Origin of the sequence: Aminobacter anthyllidis (assembly GCF_018555685.1) — a bacterium.
GTDB lineage: Bacteria > Pseudomonadota > Alphaproteobacteria > Rhizobiales > Rhizobiaceae > Aminobacter > Aminobacter anthyllidis.
Genome location: NZ_JAFLWW010000013.1, coordinates 19,792 through 38,975, shown reverse-complemented (window position 1 = coordinate 38,975; position 19,184 = coordinate 19,792). Strand labels below are relative to the sequence as shown.

The following is a 19,184-nucleotide window of genomic DNA, read 5'->3' as shown; positions in this document are numbered from 1 at the left end:
GGCTCTAGTCCGGCGGAGTTGATATTGCACCTAGGAAGTCGGACTATGATAAAACAAGCACGATTGAGCACGCACTTGCGGATCGGGCATCACCTTTTCGTAGGACGAGCCGATGAACTTTGACGAGTTGGGGAAGATCGCACGATCGATTGGCGAGAGTAGTTTTTATCGAAATCTCATGGACCACCTCGGCCGGATAGTAGAGGCGGAGGTTCAAATGGTTATGCGGTATTCTAACGCAACAGTCCCTATCTATGTCGTGCACGATACCTTCGATGAAGGCCTTCAGCAGCTTTACCTAGATGGCCTTTATCGGCTCGATCCGGTCTATAAATTCTGCAAAGTCGGCGCGCGACCTGGCGTCTTTACCCTTGACTCGCTTGGTATGTCGGCCGAAGAAAAAGCTAGGTATTCGAGGCACTTCTTGAGTCTGATCGGTATGGCTGACGACTTCGTCTTGCTGTTCCCCGCACCAGCCTCTTGCATGATAGCCGTGATTTTCGAGCGCTCGACGCCCTTCGTGCCAGCGAAGGTCAAATGCGCTCAGGAAATATTCCCACTCCTTTTGGGAATGCAGGAAGCTCACGAGCGGATGCAAATTAAACTTATGATAGGGAGCGAAAACAGCGATCAGATCGCCTATCGAATAGTGGACAGTAGAAATCGGGTGATGTTCGAGAGTGCTATGTGGGCCCAAATCCTGGCAAAGGAGCCAGCGCTTCAGAGCCAGGTGGATCGCTTTCGACCGCAAGCGCAGCAAGTCCTGCCCATCGTGCCCGGTTTTGTAATCCGAACTCAGCGATTGGAACATGAGTATCCAGCTGCGCCAGGGGGCTATCTGCTCATCCTCGAGCAGGGAAGCGCTGGTATGGCCCCGCTAAGCCCATTGGACGCAGTGGAATCCTTTGGATCGACTGTGCTCACGCGACGCGAGCATGACATTGTACGGCTGATATTTCTCGGTTATCCAAATATAAAAATTGCCGAACGGCTACATTTGAGTGTCAATACGGTAAAGAACCACAGAAAGAGAATGTATTTGAAGCTTGATATAACCACAGAGCGTGAACTTATTTTGAAGTTTATGCTACCTTATGTGAGCCAACCCTAAAGGCCGTTTCTCATTGTTGGGTCGTGCGCCTTTGTAAGGCGGTCGTTTCCATTTTCAGCAGGGCAAGGCGTTCGAGGCGAAATCTCGTGACTATCCCCCTTGCTCGAAGGGATGGCGCTCGGTCCCGTTGGAGGAAAGGACTTGTACTGGTGCATGCGCGATGTCGCCCGGCATAGGTTGAGTATTGGTTTTTCTGAACTGATGCTGCGGAAATTCATGCTTTGAGCCGTGGCGAATGTCCCCTACGTGTTAGACGCGCTGTTTGGGAAGACCTCCCCCGAGTAGCTTGAAGCGGCCCATATCCTGATCGTGCGTGCAGCCTGGATGGGCTATTCTCCGGTGCGCGCCGGTTCCGCAACCTCCCAAGTCATTACGGCTGCCGTAGAGGCGTTCTCGACGGCAGCCGATTTTTGCGCGACCCAATCTGAGGCGACTCTCCTGAGCAGCTAACCATCCATAAAGCCATTGTGAAAAAACCAACCATACGGTATGTTTGCGTTGGTCCATTCGGTTTTAGCAAAGGAATGCCCATGCCTCCATTGATGCTCGCTTATGGCGCTCTGACAATTGCAATAGTCTGCGAGGTGGCAGGAACTGCATTTCTGTTAAAATCAGAGCAGTTTTCAAGGGTTGTGCCAACGCTTGCCATGGCCGTCTTTTATGCTGGTTCATTCTTCTTCCTTTCCCAAGCCCTAAGGGCTTTACCGCTCAGTGTGGCTTATGCGATCTGGGGAGGGGTGGGAATCATTCTGACCGCCGGCGTCGGTGTGTTGGTGTTTCGCCAGCCGCTTGATCTGCCAGCCTGTATTGGCATCGCCATGATCGTCGGTGGTGTCGTTGTCGTCAACGGATTCTCGCACGCAGTAAGCCATGGATAGTCCGCACAAGAGAAAGAAGCAGCCAGAACTTGTGCGCCGAGCGCTGCTCGACCAAGCTGCTCGCCTCGCAATTGGAGGTGGCATTTCCTCGGTTACCGTCCAGGCGGTAGCTGATGCTGCCGGTGTGACCAAGGGCGGGTTCTTGCATCATTTCCCACACAAACAGGCACTTATCGATGCCTTGTTTCAGGAGGTGCTGGATTCATTTGGTGATGAACTAGACCGACTTATCGCAGCCGATGCTGACCGTTTCGGTTGCTTCACACGAGCCTACATCACGTCTGTCTTCGCTGTTGAAGGTCCCGGTCGCTGGAGCTCTCAAGCAGCCTTGTGGATGCTGATGTTGACAGATGCAACTCTGCGCGCGCTGTGGTCAGATTGGTTCAATTCCCGCCTCGGGCAGCATCACGAGACGGATGGAGCGGGCCATCTGGCTATTGTTCGGTTGGCCACAGATGGCCTTTGGCTTGCCGATTTGACCAATATCGAGGTTCCCGAGCGAGACTGGCTCCTAGAGCAGCTTGTCGCCGGTACCAGGCAACCTCTTGGATAAAGCAGACCGCATTGCCTTGAACCGGTAACTCCGTGCCGCTGGCTACATGTTTCTGTGACCTCTCCGCACGACGAACAACGACGCTTGGTGTCCCTAGGGATGTCCGCGTCAATCCCACCTTCTAGGGTTCCGATCCGTCGGCCCAATCTAGCGCGACGGCAGCGATCCGGGAAGAATGGCTTTCAAACGCTAACAAGCAGTCACCCTTGGAGCATCTCCTCATCTTTGCAGGCCTGTTTGTCTTTCTAAAGGTTTTGCCAGGCGCAATTCGGTTGGCTGTTGGCCGAAATGGTCGCGAAACGTTTTGGAGAAATGCGACGACGATACGAAGCCGCACGCCATGGCAACCTTGATGATCGGCATGTCAGTCATTTTCACCAGTTGGCGCGCCTTTGCCATTCGCAGAGCCAGGTAATGCTGAAAGGGGGTGCGCGAAAGGTGACGTTCGAAGAGCCGCTCGATCTGACGCCGCGAAAGCGCGACCTGCCGCGAAACCTGCTCGAGGGTGAGGGGTTCCTCCAGATTTGCCTCCATCAGCTTGATGATGGGCAGAAGCCGCTTTCCCGGACCGCTGTACCGCAAGCCAGGCGGCACCGATTGATAGCTGCAGCCGTCGCGCCATCGATCGGCAGCGACGTGCTGACAAATGTTGCTCGCGAGTTGGTCACCGCTACGCTGCTGAATGAGATCGATTGCTAGGTCGAATGCCGCAAATTCCCCTGCGCAGGTAACAATTTGCCCGTTGCGGACAAACAATGCGTCGTCCACGTACAGATCCTCGAAAGTCTCGGAAAGCGAGGCGATACGGCTCCAGTGAATCGTACAGCGGGCTTTGCCCAACACGGCCGCATCCGCAAGAAGCCATGTCGCCGTTCCCAGCGCATAGATCGGCACCTTGGCCCGAACGATGCGGCGCAAGGTGCTCCGCAGTTGGTGCGCGCGGAGGCTTTCCACCCCCTCGCCTGCACAAAGCACGAGGCTCACATCAGGGGCGAGAGATTGTTCGACATCCGCCAGACTATTGGTAACGCCAACCGAAATGCCGCTCGCGCATTCCACGGCTTTTCCGTCAAGGCTGATAATTCGCCACCGGAATAGGTCAGATCCGCCCAGCGAATTTGCAAGCCGCAGTGGTTCGACAAAGGATGCAAGGCAAAGCTGAGAGAAGCCCGGCAGCACGAGCACAACAAGATTGGTTACGCACCGTTCTCCCGGTATAGGAGCATCCTTCGCAGGCAACTGTGTAACTGCAAGAAATGTCGAAGGCTTGTGCGGCGCGTTCACACACTGCTCCTGATGTCTGGAACCGGGGCGCTCGATCCTTGTTCAACTTGAGCCCCTGGGGGGCCTAGGTACACTGCCGATATCGACTGTCTCTTGCTTGCGTTGACGAAAGCAGCGAGTCCGCTTTCGTCAACGTGGAGACAGGCGGAGGTGATCGACAGGTGTCCCTCCCCTCCATCGATCCTCATTTGGCTGCTGTTGAGACGAAGCGCCGATGGCAAAGGCTAGCGCCGCTCGTCTGCCGAAGGCACTCGGTACGCGAAATAATTGCGCTTTGTAACAATATGGTCCGCAATCTGCTTTGCGTCCTGCCACACTCCCCAGATGAAGCTGGACCCCCGGCGCATTTGCCAAGGCAGCCCCAGGAAGTAGATTCCTTGCTCGGTAGAAACACCACGCTGGTGAATCGGATTGCCTCTGTTGTCGCAGGCGTCAACCTTGAGCCAGCTGTAATCTGCAGCGAAGCCAGTTGCCCACACGATTGAATTGACACCATTATCAGACAAATTCAGTTCGAGTATTGGATCGGTCAGGCATTTCGGATCCGGCTCGATCCTGCGTGCGTCTGGATCCTCTGGAAGGTCGATGCCGTTCCGGGCAACATAGGCATCAGCCTCGTCCAAAAACGACCTGTAGTAGGAATCACCGCGGGCGATGTTTTCCGGAAGATCAGCATTGAAGGCGATCACGCCGCCTTGGTAGGATTGCGTCCTCCCAACGAGCGTTATGCCCTGCGCAGCGAGCTGCCGGAAGTCAATCGTATTGCCGCCGCGCGCGCCGCTCACCGCTATGGTGACATGTTCCGCGCCTGGTTCTTTTGCAGGGCTGTCCCATTTGCCAAGAACGCCTAGCCACCAACAGCAATCCCTCTGCCGATAGGCCCGGGGAGGACGGTCATGCGGGCCGACCGACAGATAGACCTGTCGACCTGCGCGTGCGAGTTCATCGGCGATCTGCGTTCCAGATGACCCGGCGCCAACTACCAAGACAGCACCACTGGGCAATTGGTCGGGATTACGATATCCGCTGGAATGGATCTGCATGTGTCCCGAATTGTCCGGCACCAAAGCCGGGATGACAGGGCGCTGGAAAGCGCCAGTAGCAGCAATAACATTGCTGGCTTGGAAAAGGCCCGCTGAAGTTCTCACCAGGAAGCCAAGTCGCCCGCCGATCTTTTGCACTTCCAGCACCTCAACACCGAGGCGAAGGGGCGCTGCGATCATTTCGGCATAAGCAGCAAAGTAGTCCGCGACTTTCTCTTTGGAGACAAAGGCGTCTGAACTCTCACTTTCAAATTCCATTCCTGGAAAACGGTCATGCCACGCTGGACCATTGGTGACCAAAGAGTCCCATCTTTCCGAACGCCAACGCTCGGCAACTCGACCGCGTTCAAGCACAAGATGAGGCACGCCCCCCTTGCTGAGGTGCTCGCTCATAGCAATACCGGCTTGGCCGCCACCCACAACAAGCGTATCTATTTCTTCTACTGACATTGAACGTCCTCTTATAACCGCAAGCACTTTGAAGATGCCAAGGTGAGTTCAATGTCACTTTATTAGATGGCCTGATGTTGAGACATTACTATTTCACATAGCATTGGTTAGGCTGGCTATAAGCAGTGAAATCGTGGTGCCATGTGTATTCGGAAATCACCAAACGGTGCCATCACCACCCTACTAGCGGCCCGCGCGATGCATCTTCCTGAAACACGGACCGCAAAACGATGCTCCCGCCAAACGATGACCAGTTTAACGGCATTCGAATGCTGCAAAGAGCAATTTGGCCACGGCAGTGGCACCCGCCAAAGAAGCTGTGCGGCTTCTTGGTGGCCAGCAGGTGACGCAAGTCGGAAATGCCAAGCCCGCTGAAGAAGCTGATTACAATGCGCGAAAAACAGCGAGCCGGACCATGAGAGTCCGCCGAGTTGGCGGTCGCCAATTCAACCGCGGATGTTACTCATCTTGCATCTGTGAGATTTTCGATAGATGCGATTTCAATGCCGAATCCGGAAAGTCCCATGTAGTCATGATGGGTTGACGTCAAGTGGCGGATCGAGGTTACACCGAGATCGCGCAAGATTTGTGCCCCGACGCCAACCTCTCGCCATTGCCTGTTTCGATCGGCTTCCACGGTGTGTGGTTCTGTAATTGGTGATACGGGGACGCCCGCAGCGCCGTCGCGAAGACAAACAAGAACACCATTTCCGGCTCTCCTGAAATGCGCCAGAACTGACTCCATAGTACGAGGTCCCGCGAAGATGTCTTCTATGATGTTTGGTTTGTGGAAGCGAGTAAGTACGTTCGTTCCATCCCCAACCCCGTTGTGTACAAAGGCTATGTGCGCGATAGAGTCAAATGGTGAGCGGTATGCGTAGCCTTCGAGTACACCGATTGGGCTCTCGGTCGCGAATGTCGCGAAACGCTCGATCAGCGTTTCACGGGCCTGGCGATACGCGATCAATTCGTCAATACTAACCTCTTTAAGCCCGTGCTTCGCTGCAAAACGCTCAACCTGCCCGCCCTTCATAACTGTGCCGTCGTCGTTGACCAACTCGCTGATAATTCCGACCGGGATGGTATTACTCAACCTGCAAAGATCGATCGCCGCCTCGGTGTGACCAGACCGAAACAAGACGCCTCCATCGCGCGCAATTAACGGGAAAACATGACCTGGCCTCGCAAAGTCGTTCGGACTGGCGTTTGGGTTGGCTAATGCACGACAGCAAGAGGCGCGCTCATCAGCCGAAATTCCCGTGCCGTTGTCAGGCTTGTAGTCGATCGATACGGTAAATGCGGTAGCGTAATTTGAATCGTTGCAACTCACCATTGGGTCGAGACGCAACCTGCGGGCGGTTTCAATAGTAATTGGTGCACAAACGATGCCGGATGTGTGGCGGATGATGAACGCCATCTTCTCCGCATTGCAGAGAACGGCCGCAATGACGAGATCACCCTCGCCCTCTCGATCCTTATCGTCGGTGACAACGACAATTTCGCCGCGACCAAAAGCTTCAAGAATCTGAGACATCGGATAATTCATTGCGGAACTCTCAAAGACGGACGCAACAGCGACTACTGGCCAAGCGAAAACTAGATTATCGGTATAGAGAAGCGGGGTGACGAGATGGAACTCGACCGCTTTAGCCTTATGGGTGCTTCCAGCATTGGTATCGCCGATACCGACTAGCAACTGTCAAGATATGGGGCGATCGTGAAAGCTATTGGCAATAGCCTTCACGATGGCTGTCGGATCAACCCGCTTTCGATCTCGCTACATGAGTGGCTATCGCATCCATGAGCGCTGGTGACAAACAATCGTACGGCTCAAGTCCAAGTTCCTTAAGCCGCGTTCTGATCGCGGCCATGTCACCTGGCTCTACGCCAGACTCAATCACCGAAGATACAAAGGCGGCAAATGTCGGACCTTGTGCACCGGATTCCAGAAACAGTTCGGGATGAATGAAATCAAGGCCGTAGAAGGGATGATTGGTACGCTCGATGCGACCAAACATATGGGTTTGACAAGATTTGCAGGCGTAGCGTTCGATCGTCGCGGACGCATCAACTACACAGAGCTTGTCGCCATGCTCGAGCACCGCAACGTTTTCGCGAGGTACAACGGCGACTACCGAAAACATTGCCCCTTCCGGCTTCCAGCACTTGGTACAGCCGCAGGCATGGTTATGGGCTACGTCACCTTTGATTCCCACCTTGATCGCCTCGTCTGTGCATTTGCACATGAGCGTTCCTCCGGTGAAACTGCCTGAACCTTGCCTCACCCCGTCGTCAACGGATGGGTGAATGTGTACTGCCATGAGTTGTCCTTCCCTGCGGTTACATGCTTCGTTCAAGTGACGGCGACCGTTGGATCGACATGCCCTAACGGCGCCAGATCCAAGGCTTGTGGATTTCTGGAAAGTCAAAATATCGCGGACAGTGGGCGGATCATTTACCGCGGAACAGGTTGGACTTTGATCATTCGGCCGCCGCTGCAACGAGTGAGGGCCGCATGGCGGGGGCGTCGGTCTTCTCGAGCCATACCGCGCGCGCCCTGGTCTTTGAGAATCGCGCCTGCCATTCAGTCACGCCGCTGAATTGCCACTCCCGCGTGAGATGCGGTCGCGATAGATCGTCCCAAACAGGCTAACGCATCAGAAACGTTTGACCTGTGGGCGGCTCACCCGAACTGGTCATAGTTTGTTGCGACCTGATCCCTTCATGACGGACATCTGGTCCGCCGATCCCTCTGATAGTGCCAAAAAGATCCATAGCCTTCGGATTGGTCAACCACAGACTGAAATCGCCCCGCACATTCAGCCTGCTGTCCGCCCCTCATGTCCTAGAGAAGTTTGGCGATCCCGGGCTTTGCCTTGCTGTCGCGTCCGATCGCCACGCCCGCTTCATAGGCGGTGTCCAGGTGCTGTTGGCGCTCCCGCGTATTAAAAACGGCGTCGCTAAGAAGTTCGATGCGGATCGGGTCCACCCCGCAATAGCCTAGCACGCCAAAGCGCCACAAATGTTCGATTTCCGGGCCGTAGCCCCACCGCTCGAGCTGCTTTGTGGAAGCGCCACATGGGAGCAGGAGCGTGGTCGGTCGCGCAGCAAGCAGGCTGCCCTCTGTTTCTTCCTCGAAGCTATAGGCCCATCCGGCCGACCAGACGCGGTCTAGCCAGCCTTTGATCATTGCTGGCGCGCCATACCACCAAATCGGGAAAACCAAACACAGCGCATCGCTCCACTCGACACGCTTCTGGTGGGCAATGACGTCATCCGGCATGGCGACTTGCTTGAACTGCTGGAGGTCGCGGATCGACATCACCGGATCGAACCCCTCTGCGTAGAGGTCACAGAAATCGACTACATGCCCCGCCGAAGTCGCGCCTGCATTGAACTGCCTGGCCAGGGCATGCGTGTGGGAGCCAGAATCGGGATGGCAAACAACAGTCAAGACATTCATCAAGGCAACCCTCTGCCCGCAGGCAAAAATTCCGTAGCAAACTGATCAAACTGCTACCACGGGATCCAACGGCATAACGAAACCGCAACAAACTAGCCCGCCCAGGGCCAGTTTTTCAGGCAGCCGCATAATGCTAGTCTTGTGAAACACCAAGTGACATGCGCTTACCTCTCTCTCATTAGATTATTGGCTCGTTGTCGCCACTTACAGGAGCGATACTACGACGCGGACTAGCCCCGCCAAGGGACCCTAATGGGCCATCCTCGAACGCTTCGTTCAAAAGGATAACCAAAATCTCTTCTTAATCCGTCCCTTGTCGAAATTTGTAGCCATTTTCTGGAGGCCGTGAACCCAGGCAGCCGTTATGCCTCCTGAAATAGGCGGCGGCAGGCATCGACAAACGCTGCGGGCGTTTCCTCAAGCATTTCATTGCGTCTGGTCACCAGCGCCAAATGGCTTCCAGCGATCGCATCCTGCAACGGTCGCGTCGTTAGTGATCGACCATCGTAGGACATGTTGGACGCAGGTTTCGTTACGAGAAATCCATAGCCAAGCCCTTGCGCGACCAAGCCCCGCACCATTTCAAACGAAGTGCTTTTGAACCGAATTTTTGGATCTAATCCCCTCGTGCGAAAAAGGTCGGTAAAGTACTCACCACTGGGCGGCGCATCTAGCAGTATCAGTGGCCACTTTGCGAGTTGATCTAGCGACAATGACTGGTGCGCTGTCAGTGGATGCCCCTCAGCCAAAAGGACGTAGGGCTGATGCGCTGTAAGACGCTCCACCGAAACGTCTGCACCCAAGTTGACGTCATTTATCAGTGCAACGTCCACCGTACCAGCTTTCAAACCTTCTAACACGCGGCGTTGGTCACCTTCGAGAAGTTTGAGGTCTATCGAGGCGCCGCCTGAGCTCATATTCGCCAATACTTGGGGAACAAAGTATGGACCGAATGTGTGGAAGGCTCCCAATTTCAGAGCATTGGCTGAGGAAACTTGGGACTGCTCAGTATCGATTCGAGCGGGTGTCCCATAAGCCCTGTTTGCGTAGATTAACGGCGACCCGGACTTGGACGAAAAAATATCCTCCACGCTGCCCATGAGAACGTAGTGTGTTCCAATGATCTGCCAGGAGGCGACACGGCAGCTAAAGGCGACAAGTGGATCTACCACGCGCGGCGATCCCGTCACATCCGCCACCCAATTGGTGCAGGAAAACTTGCTGCCATCGGGCGTTTTAAACCGGCCCGAAAAGCAATCCGAAATGAACGATTGATCGTCCCTCAGAACATTTACACAAAACACGCCGTTATCAACGATTGCTTGCGCAGAAGCACTACTTTGATTGACACACACCAAAAGTGTGGGCTGGGGCGTATCAGCTGTCACCGACGACATAGCAGAGACGGTCAAACCGAATCGCCCTGCGGGTCCGTCGGTCGTTACGACGTTTACCGTGCATGCAGCACTGCTCATGCCGACAAGAAATCGCTCTCTCAACTGTGAACTAACCGTCTGGGCTAAACCGTTGTTCATGGCTTGGTTCTTCCTTGGGACGCTGCGTGATTTCCACGCAAGTGGTGAAATTGCCGGCGGCGCGATGGACAAGGCGTGCTACGATTTGAGAAAAGCCGATCCAATCGGTCTTCCGCATGACTTCAAATCGGAAGTGTCGCGAGCACCGCCCCTACCCGGCATCAAGGTTTGACAACTATCTCACCTTATTAGTTGTGGAACCGGCTACCCACATGGTCGCTCGGAAGATAGGCACCGTCGTCAAACAATTTCTCTCGCAATGTTCCGTGCGCATATTCTGTCTTATACACACCGCGGTTTTGTAGCTCTGGAACCACAAGTTCGACAAAATCTGCAAAACTCTCAGGCGTGACGGTGCGAATAAGATTGAATCCGTCCACGTCGGCCTCTCGGACCCATGTCTCCAACGCGTCGGCAACCTCCATCGGATCGCCTACGATCGGTGCCATCCTGCAACCAATTTCCATCTGCTTTAGCAATTTTCTTACCGTCCACTGCTGGCCGGCATTTCTTGTAGTCAACGCCTCGACTACGGATACCATCGATTCCGTCTTGGAAAATGTGATCGGTTCATCCAAGTCGTACTTGGAGTAGTCGATGCCCGTAGAGCTGCACAGATGAACCAAGCCGCCCTCTGGGCTCGCATACCTTTTGTACTCCTCCAGCTTTTCGTGAGCTTCCGCGTTCGTCTTACCCACAATCACGACTACGCCCAGGAACACGCGTATTCCACGCGGATTGCGGTCCGCAGCGGCAGCCGCGTTGCGAATGTCTGCGACCAATTTGGCAGTGTCTGACGGCGTCCGACCAGTGATGAACACGCATTCGGCGTGCTTACCTGCAAAGGCCTGGCCTCGAGGCGACGAGCCAGCCTGATACAAAACAGGCGTCCGTTGTGGTGACGGTTCGCAGAGATGCGCTGCGCTCATTTTGACGAATGGGCCAGAATGCTCGATCGTATGTACCTTGGTGGTGTCAGCAAAAACTCCGGTTTCGCGATTACGCAGAACCGAGCCATCTTCCCAGCTGCGTTCCCAGAGCTTGTACACACAGTCCATATAGTCATCTGCCATATCGTATCTGCGGGAGTGCTCGATTTGTTGGGTCAAACCCAATCCGCGAGCCGCGCTGTCAAGATATCCAGTCACGACATTCCATCCGACTCGTCCTTTTGTAAGGTGATCCAAGGTCGAAAATCGACGCGCTAACAGATAGGGCGATTCATAAGTAAGGTTCGATGTGACGCCAAAGCCAAGGTTGTTCGTCACCGCAGCCATGGCTGAAACAATCAGCATCGGGTCGTTGATGGGTACCTGGACGGCCTTCTCGCAGGCGGCTTCGGGTGAGGAGCCATACACGTCATTAATGCCGATCACATCAGCCATAAACACGCCGTCAAACATGCCTTTCTCCAGCAGCTTGGCGAGATCAGTCCAATATTCGATGTTCGTGTAGTCAACCGAGTTGTCCCGGGGGTGACGCCACAGCCCATGCGCTATGTGCCCAACCGAATTCATATTAAACGCATTGAGCAATATCTTACGCATGACTTATCCTCCCGCTGGTCGCCTTGAGGGCCCAGGTCAACTGCAATTCTCGAAGATGGCGTTAGCGCGGGAATCTACAGCGTATCTACCTGTCCGCGACTGGAGTCGATGTTGAAATATGGCATCTCAAAATGAAACCCCGAAAAACGTGAGGCGAAGCGTAACAATTTCCTAAGTCAAAACATCAGCGGAAGGTGGCCGGAGGCGCGTTCGCGGTGATCGCAGATCTTGCTCCAATCGGCCGATGGCACCTTCGCAGCAGGCATGGCTGGAAACCGTCCTATTCCGGAAGCAGATGCCAGCGACAATGTTTGGGATATCATGACGCCAAGCTAGTCGCCGACGAAGAGCGTTTCCGAGCTTATTGCTTGCTTGGTTCCCCTAGCCCGCCAGCGCTAGCTTGAGGAGTGTTTTCAAGGCCGCCGCGGCCTGGAGTGCCGCAGCCTTCCCACCCCGCCCGTCATTTGTGGGCTGGGCGAGATCGCAGACAAGGCCACCGACCCGGCAAAATCGGCCGGTCGTCAATATCTTCAATGAGCTGGACGATGCTCAGGCGACGTCATTAGGAGAGCTGTGAGGCGACGTGTGGAGCCTGCTCAGACGATATTTGCGTAGCCTAGCCTTGTCGCTTCCACTTCAAGTTCGGAGATCATTTTGTAGGCGACCATGTCGGGTGGTTCCAGCCCGAGGAGACCGAGTATGTTTCTTGTCTCTTGCAAGGCAGGGTCATTCATCACGTCATGCAGCACTTCCACTAGAGAAGCCGCTTCTGCGTCCGATGTCTCTGCCGAGGTTACGAACGGAATGGTCGGACTTAATGAAGTCTCCTCCAATATCCGAAATCTCCGCGCCGCATCGGGCCGAAAGCTCTGAAACAATCCCCAGGTGACGCAATCGATTGAACAAAGATCGATGTTCCCGGCAGCCAGCTCGTCCAGACTCGCACTGTGGTTGCCGGTAATCTTGATTGCCGAAAATTGCGGGCGCCTATCTTTCAGTTGCGCCAGCGACAAGCGAGGTAGGTTCATGCCCGAATTTGAGAGCAGACTGTTGCAGCCAAATGTGGCCCCGCTCATGTCTGCCAATGTGACGGCCGAACTCTCGCTACGAACTAGAAAGAACGCACGATGCGTTGCGCCGATACATCCCTCAAAGGAGTAGATTGGGGCAGCCAACAAACGGTATTGATCGCGAAAACACTTCATCAGCGGGAATCCGCATACCTGGGTGAAATAGACCGATTGTCCGGTTGTTTCTGGTATGGGCGGACTGTCCGGCCTATAGATGATGTCGCTAACGTCGAATTCTCTTGCCCGCATCCTTTCTTGCAAACTCGACAATAGCCTAACGTTTGCTTCTTTCATCTCAGCAAAGTTGTACATCGGAAGGCTCGCGGTCCTCATCGTCTACGTTCCTTTTCACGTAATGGGCAAAGCGCCCGCTTGAGCAAATGACATTCCTTGATCCAGGGAACGGGAGGGAGCGGTCATCATTTCGGGGCGAAGTAGGCGATACAGATGCTCTGGCGTTAGCAATTCTTCTTCCAGAACAATTTGGGAAACGCTCTTGTTCTGCTGCAAGGCCTGTTTCGCAATGCGTGAACAGGCCTCATATCCCAATGTGGGAACTAGCGCGGTAACCAGGCCTATGCTGTCGTCGACAAGAGCACGGCATCGGTTGCGGTCGGCAGCGATCCCCGCGACACATTTGGCAGCGAGGGTTTCCACGGCTGAGGTCAGTATGCGGAGCGAAGACAGAACGCAGTATCCGATCGTCGGCTCAAAGGCATTGAGTTGCAGTTGGCCGCTTTCCGCGCATAGCGTCACAGTCAGGTCATGGCCAATCACCATGTACGCTACCTGATTGACGACTTCTGGAATGACTGGATTGACCTTTCCCGGCATGATTGAAGAGCCGGCCTGGACAACCGGCAGGGTGATCTCACCGAATCCCGCGCGCGGCCCGCTCGACAACAAACGCAGATCGTTACAGATCTTCGATAACTTGACCGCCACCCGCTTCAATATTCCGGAAAAAAGAACAAAGGCTCCCATATCCGAAGTCGCCTCAATGAGGTTGAGAGCAGGAACCATTGGTATGCCAGAATTTCGTGCAAGCTCCTCAATTGCCAGTGGGCCATACCGAGCGTCAGTGTTAATTCCGGTACCGATCGCCGTTGCACCGAGATTTACCTCGCGAAACAGCGCCATCGCCTCCTTGAGCCGCGCTATATCCTCTTTGATGGTTGCGAAGAAGGCATCAAATTCCTGACCGAGCGTCATGGGAACCGCATCTTGGAGCTGGGTTCGACCAACCTTCAAGACATCTGCGAATTCGACAGCTTTGGACTTGAAAGCAAATGCAAGTTCCTCAAGTGCGGCCACCAGTGGGCCGCCGGCAAAAATGATCGCGAGGCGTAGCGCCGTGGGATAGGCATCATTTGTAGACTGAGCCATGTTCACATCATCATTTGGGTGCAGCGCGGCGTAGTCCCCCTTTTTTCGCCCCATCAACTCGAGCCCAATATTGGCGATCACCTCGTTGGCGTTCATATTTGTGGAGGTTCCGGCGCCACCCTGTATGGCGTCAACGACGAACTGGTCGCGACAATACCCGCCATTCGCGACCATCTCACAGGCTTGATCGATAGCTTCGGCTTTAGCTGTAGCCAGGTATCCCAGGCGGTGGTTAGCACGCGAAGCTGCCTGCTTTACCAATGCCAACGCGCGAACAAACTCCGGAAAATGGGCGATTGGTACACCCGTGATTGGAAAGTTGCTTAGGGCACGCAAGGTGTGCACCCCCCAATAAACGCCTGCAGGAACTTCCGCATCGCCAAGCAGATCATGCTCGGTTCGAGTTTCGGACGCAGAAAGCTCGAACGTCTTTGGTGAGGGGATGTCAGAGTTTGTTGTAGCAAGATCGACCATAAGATTATCACCAATGCCACCAAAGGTGGTCGATCGTCCCTGTAAATACCTGCTTCAAGCAGCGAGTGAATCTGGGGTTGACCGGCTCGATCCCCTCAGCTGACGGCCTCTGGGATGACCGCAATAACGTCAATTTCGACGAGCCATTCGGGCCGAGCTAGGGCAGAGATAACCAAGCCAGTCGACACCGGAAAAACACCGTTGAGCCACTTGCCGACGGTCCTATACACTGGCTCCCGATACCGCGGATCAACAAGATAGATCGTTATCTTGCATATGTGATCGAGATGGGACCCGGCTTCTTCCAATAGCATCTTTACATTAGCCATCGCTCGTTCCGTTTGCCCTGCGGGATCTCCAATGGCAACGCTTTCACGCGTTTCTAGATCCTGTCCTATTTGCCCTCGCACAAATACCATTGAGCCCTTAGCGACTACGGCCTGACACAGGTCGTTGTCTATCTTCTGCTCTGGATAGGTATCCTTGGTGTTGAATTTGCGGATCCGTTGATGGGCCACGATGATTACTCCATTGCCTGCGATCAGGCTGTTGTATTGCACTGTGCACGTGTGGAGAGCATTGCAACGCCCTTTTCCGCGCAACAGTGACTGCTCGAAATAACTCAGGACTTGCTCTTGTTGATGCGGAACAAACTTCTCGCCACCGAGCTCTTACGAGCTAAGGAGACCGTGGTGGTCCGCTCGCATCGAGTCCGAATATTGCAGGATCGTCCTGATCATAACCGCTCCTATTACGTCGCACTGACGCGCAATAGGAGCGCAACCGCGTACGCAATGAAAATACGGGTTTCTGGTCCATTGCTTTCGATTTCCCAAGGTCGCTGCGCAGGCCGAGCGATCCCCATTGCCAATGGATCTATTCGAAGAAGTCACTCCAGGGGTTGGTCTGCGCTTTGAGATCGGAGAAGATTGACGCTAGCCGCTTATCAGTCTTAGCCTCCGGCCATGCAGGCCAATGAAACCGTTTGGCTAGGGTTTATCCCTTCCCATCCCACTATTTGCGAAGGGGAACTGATCTCAGTCGGTCCACTGGCAAAGACCCATCCGGTCGGCTACACCGAAATCTCTAGGTGCTGCCCCATGACGTGACCATGGTGCTGTCGTCTCAGGTTGTCCCCGCGCCAAAGAGCGGTTCCGATAGGAAATTGTCGACATAGACAAGGCCCAGAACGAGAGGTTTGTCGGGGCTCGCTCATCGTTCGGCGACGGCGATTAGAACGATCGTTCTTTCCAGTTGGAGTTTGAAGTACAAAATTTCTATGGGTCCAGCATTCAACTCTCACTCGGAATGCAAACTTGGATCACCCATCGGTAGTTCTTGCTCCACGGAAATCAAGCGCAGTCGCCAGTTACGTTCCGGGTCTGGTACTCGTCGGGGTGATTACCGCCTCAGCATATGGGCTGCGGCACCTGCCATTCTTCTCGGCCCTGAGCCCAATGATCTCGGCGATTTTTGTAGGAATGCTGTTTGCAAACACCGTGGGTTTTTCACCGGAGGCGAATGCCGGCTTAGGGATTGCAGGCAAGAAGCTGCTTCGTCTTGCAGTAGCTCTTCTCGGCCTGCAACTGACCTTTGGACAATTGGCGAGTATCGGCGTCACGGGTTTGGCTGTTGCGGCGGCGGCGCTGGTATTGACCTTCTCGTTCACCGTCTGGATGGGCAGGGTTCTCGGGATTGACCGCAAACTCGCACTATTGCTCGCCGCAGGGACTTCAGTGTGTGGGGCATCAGCCATCGCGGGTGCCAATGCGGTAGCCAAAGCCGATGACGAAGACGTCTCCTATGCCGTGGCGTGCATCACGCTGTTCGGAACGATCGCGATGTTCCTATATCCATTGTTGCAAGCCATTCTAGGGTTGGACCCATATGAATATGGATTATGGATAGGGCTTTCTGTGCATGAGGTCGCCCAGGTGGTTGGCGCGGGTTTCCAAGGAGGCGAAGTCGCGGGCCAAACAGCGGTCGTAGCCAAACTAGCGCGAGTTATGATGCTGGCCCCGCTGGTGGTCGGTATTGCAGCCTTGGCTGCAATCCCCGCCGATGCGTCTCTCCCACGCAAAGGCATGCAGGTGATTCCGACATTCATTGTTGGGTTCCTCTTGCTAACTATGCTCAACAGTTCCGGACTGGTACCAGAACAGCTCCGCGCGCCTATTGTGGTCGTTACGCCTGTCCTTTTGACCGCGGCGATGGGAGCGTTGGGGCTGGGTACGAACTTGTCGAAGCTCAGACGGAGGGGCTTTCGACCGTTAGTTGTTTCTGGTCTTGCGACATTGTTTATTGCGACAGTCGGGCTGGGCCTCGTTACGCTGATGAAATGAGGGCCGGGAGCATATGGCATGCACTGGAGTTTGCCGACCCCGGAGCGGTGTTCAGCGACATCCCTGCTCTCCCCCATAGTCGCCAGCGTGATAGGCTCGCGCGGCTTGTGCGCAAGTTCGACCCCGTCGAAAGGGACTTCAGAAATAGGGAGCTCGGACGGGTGGGTGAGGAGTTCGTGGTCGAGCTCGAGCGGAAACGGCTGACGGCAATGGCGCGAGAGGACCTAGCTCGCAAGGTGCAATGGGTTTCCGCCGAACTCGGTGATGGTGCCGGCTTCGACGTTCTGTCCTTCGACCATGATGGTGCCGAGCGCCTCATAGAGGTCAAGACCACGGATGGTGCGGCGCAGACGCCATTCTTCCTGACACGAAATGAAATGGATGTGGCCAAGGAACGCGCCAGGGACTGGCACCTCTATCGTGTGCATCTCTTTGCCCAACGCCCTCGCCCGACCACCCCTCGAGACGACCCTGCGCTTGGATCCCGAGACGTGGCGTGCTCAACCTCTTCGGCCCGTGGTTATGTAGGCAAGATGTAACGGAATGTCCGCAACGAACGTTCAGAGGCGTTGAACGCCAAACGATGGGCGGGACTGGAGCGGGTGCTGGGTCATAGAGTTGGTCCGTTCGCTCGACCAGATCGCATTCGCTTTCCACGTCGCTCCCAATCGAGCCGAGCTTCTGGAAATGGACGCCGCACGGTCGCCGATCGCCGGGCGAACGATCGGCGACTGGAACTAGATTTCGATCCAAGCCTATGGAAAGGTGCTTCATCACATCGCCTGCGCGACCAAGCTCCGTTCGCGGGTCCCCAGCCTCGACCATCTTCTCACCATCTTCGCGCGCAAGGACGACATCGAGTCGGTCTGGGGTGGCGGGGCAGCGGGGCGCCAGGTTCTGGATCTCCTAAAGCTGGATGCCGAAGGCGCGGCGCGCTTGGACGCTCACTACGAGGTCCCTATCCCTTACTACGTAGACTTCGGTCGCGACTTCGTTCTACTGCCCATATTCGGTGCGCTGATGAACCCCATCGCCGGTCTCACCAACCAGTTGCGACAGGTCCATGCGACTGGGACCGAGCGTTGGACGCCCGGGAGGAAATGTTCAGAACGGATCTGCGGGCTTTGCTGGAGGAGACGGGGCGTTACGTCGTGCCTGATGGTGTGTTCAACCTTTACAAGCGCGATCGGTCGGACCTGACCGACGTGGATGCCGCGATCGTGGACCGTGAGTCCGGCCAACTGTGCCTGGTTCAACTGAAGTGGCCCGATATCTATGGTCGATCGCTGGCCGAGCGCGAGAGCCGCAGAACCAACCTGGCCAAGGCCAATGAGTGGGTTGAGCGGGTCTACGGTTGGGTGGACGGCAGGACGTCGGCGCAGGTCTGCAAGGCGCTCCAACTGCCGTACGGTGGCGAGCAACCAGTATCGCTGATGGTCTTGAGTCGTCACATCGCCGATTTCGTCAGGCCCACGGAATTCGAGCGGCGCGCGATTTGGACGAGCTGGCCGCGGCTTGCAAAGACAGTGTCGGAGACCTGCGGCGCCGATCTGCTTGAGGGCATTGGACCGAAGAGGAAAACGACCAAAAATTCGGTATAGGAAGCGTATTGTGAGCAACAACTACAGCTTTCGTGGTCTGGACGTCGACGTGCGGGTCAACCACTACAGGCCGGTCACATAGCGCAGTTGGCCCGCCGGCAGAGAAGTGAAATATACCCGCCTGATCACGTTTCAGGCCGCGCGTGCCTTGCCCACTGGCCGACCTTGTCGTCAATGACCTTGTCGATACGTCGCGCCGAGCGCCCGACGATGCTGTCGCCTGAAAACTGTCGCGGGTGCCACCATGATGAACCCTTCCCACCCCAGTTTGGCCGCAGGCACGCGTCTGTCGGCGATGTCTACTCTTGGGAATCCGTAGAACCTGGTCGAACGGCCGAAATGAGGGCGCAGAGCCTTCGTTGAATAGGCCTGGCGAAAACGACTGCTTCGAGTCAGACCGGCCATGCCGCACCGCTGAACCACTGCGCGTGACCGAAGGTAGCACAG

Annotated in this window: 17 protein-coding genes; 7 read left to right on the top strand and 10 right to left on the bottom strand. The window is 55.3% G+C overall.

The window, feature by feature from the left end; all coding sequences use genetic code 11:
* Positions 1–112 precede the first annotated feature (112 nt).
* From J1C56_RS33175 to J1C56_RS29360, 3 genes are all read left to right on the top strand, one after another.
* Positions 113–1,111 (top strand): helix-turn-helix transcriptional regulator, encoded by a 999-nt coding sequence (locus tag J1C56_RS33175; RefSeq protein WP_246592133.1) that lies wholly within the window; start codon positions 113–115, stop codon positions 1,109–1,111.
* Positions 1,112–1,641: 530 nt separating this feature from the next.
* A complete protein-coding gene (locus J1C56_RS29365; RefSeq protein ID WP_214393478.1) occupies positions 1,642–1,989 on the top strand; it encodes a DMT family transporter in 348 nt (115 codons plus the stop codon).
* Positions 1,982–2,542, top strand: coding sequence for a TetR/AcrR family transcriptional regulator (locus tag J1C56_RS29360; RefSeq protein ID WP_214393477.1), 561 nt, complete (start codon positions 1,982–1,984; stop codon positions 2,540–2,542). The genes J1C56_RS29365 and J1C56_RS29360 overlap by 8 nt, the downstream gene beginning before the upstream one ends.
* A gap of 219 nt (positions 2,543–2,761) precedes the next feature.
* On the opposite strand, the gene J1C56_RS29355 is transcribed toward J1C56_RS29360, so the two are convergent.
* From J1C56_RS29355 to J1C56_RS29330, 6 genes are all read right to left on the bottom strand, one after another.
* Positions 2,762–3,826, bottom strand: a complete 1,065-nt coding sequence (locus tag J1C56_RS29355; protein WP_214393476.1) for a GlxA family transcriptional regulator — start codon at positions 3,824–3,826, stop codon at positions 2,762–2,764.
* Positions 3,827–4,050: 224 nt separating this feature from the next.
* A complete protein-coding gene (locus J1C56_RS29350; RefSeq protein WP_214393475.1) occupies positions 4,051–5,319 on the bottom strand; it encodes a flavin-containing monooxygenase in 1,269 nt (422 codons plus the stop codon).
* A gap of 463 nt (positions 5,320–5,782) precedes the next feature.
* Positions 5,783–6,865 carry a 3,4-dihydroxy-2-butanone-4-phosphate synthase gene (gene ribB, locus J1C56_RS29345; RefSeq protein WP_214393474.1) on the bottom strand — a complete coding sequence of 361 codons (1,083 nt, stop codon included), beginning with the start codon at positions 6,863–6,865 and terminating at the stop codon, positions 5,783–5,785.
* A gap of 211 nt (positions 6,866–7,076) precedes the next feature.
* On the bottom strand, positions 7,077–7,640 hold the full coding sequence (gene gfa / locus J1C56_RS29340) for an S-(hydroxymethyl)glutathione synthase (protein WP_214393473.1): 564 nt from the start codon (positions 7,638–7,640) through the stop codon (positions 7,077–7,079).
* Positions 7,641–8,164: 524 nt separating this feature from the next.
* Entirely contained in the window at positions 8,165–8,782 is a 618-nt protein-coding gene (locus J1C56_RS29335; RefSeq protein WP_214393472.1) for an NAD(P)H-dependent oxidoreductase, read from the bottom strand.
* Positions 8,783–9,144: 362 nt separating this feature from the next.
* The gene (locus J1C56_RS29330; protein WP_214393471.1) at positions 9,145–10,317 is read right to left on the bottom strand and encodes a LysR substrate-binding domain-containing protein; all 1,173 of its coding nucleotides are present in this window, start codon (positions 10,315–10,317) and stop codon (positions 9,145–9,147) included.
* Between J1C56_RS29330 and J1C56_RS29325 the strand changes: the two genes are divergently transcribed.
* Positions 10,316–10,489 (top strand): hypothetical protein, encoded by a 174-nt coding sequence (locus tag J1C56_RS29325; protein ID WP_214393470.1) that lies wholly within the window; start codon positions 10,316–10,318, stop codon positions 10,487–10,489. The two genes, J1C56_RS29330 and J1C56_RS29325, sit on opposite strands and share 2 nt — an antisense overlap.
* Before the next feature lie 16 nt (positions 10,490–10,505).
* Here the strand turns inward: J1C56_RS29325 and J1C56_RS29320 are convergent, their stop codons facing one another.
* The 4 genes from J1C56_RS29320 to J1C56_RS29305 all read right to left on the bottom strand — a co-directional run bounded on the left by J1C56_RS29320 (position 10,506) and on the right by J1C56_RS29305 (position 15,312).
* Positions 10,506–11,864 (bottom strand): LLM class flavin-dependent oxidoreductase, encoded by a 1,359-nt coding sequence (locus J1C56_RS29320; protein WP_214393469.1) that lies wholly within the window; start codon positions 11,862–11,864, stop codon positions 10,506–10,508.
* Positions 11,865–12,460: 596 nt separating this feature from the next.
* Positions 12,461–13,246, bottom strand: a complete 786-nt coding sequence (locus J1C56_RS29315) for a phosphate/phosphite/phosphonate ABC transporter substrate-binding protein (RefSeq protein ID WP_214393468.1) — start codon at positions 13,244–13,246, stop codon at positions 12,461–12,463.
* A 36-nt stretch (positions 13,247–13,282) separates the two neighbouring features.
* Positions 13,283–14,794 carry an aspartate ammonia-lyase gene (locus tag J1C56_RS29310; protein WP_214393467.1) on the bottom strand — a complete coding sequence of 504 codons (1,512 nt, stop codon included), beginning with the start codon at positions 14,792–14,794 and terminating at the stop codon, positions 13,283–13,285.
* Positions 14,795–14,889: 95 nt separating this feature from the next.
* Positions 14,890–15,312 (bottom strand): RidA family protein, encoded by a 423-nt coding sequence (locus tag J1C56_RS29305; RefSeq protein WP_214393599.1) that lies wholly within the window; start codon positions 15,310–15,312, stop codon positions 14,890–14,892.
* 798 nt (positions 15,313–16,110) lie between these two features.
* Between J1C56_RS29305 and J1C56_RS29300 the strand changes: the two genes are divergently transcribed.
* The 3 genes from J1C56_RS29300 (at position 16,111) to J1C56_RS29290 (ending at position 18,737) form a co-directional block, all read left to right on the top strand.
* Positions 16,111–17,136: a YeiH family protein gene (locus tag J1C56_RS29300; protein WP_420797443.1), complete on the top strand. Its 1,026-nt coding sequence runs from the start codon at positions 16,111–16,113 to the stop codon at positions 17,134–17,136.
* A 161-nt stretch (positions 17,137–17,297) separates the two neighbouring features.
* Positions 17,298–17,675, top strand: coding sequence for a protein NO VEIN domain-containing protein (locus J1C56_RS29295; RefSeq protein WP_214393466.1), 378 nt, complete (start codon positions 17,298–17,300; stop codon positions 17,673–17,675).
* Positions 17,676–18,236: 561 nt separating this feature from the next.
* Positions 18,237–18,737: a hypothetical protein gene (locus J1C56_RS29290; RefSeq protein ID WP_214393465.1), complete on the top strand. Its 501-nt coding sequence runs from the start codon at positions 18,237–18,239 to the stop codon at positions 18,735–18,737.
* Positions 18,738–19,184: the final 447 nt, after the last annotated feature.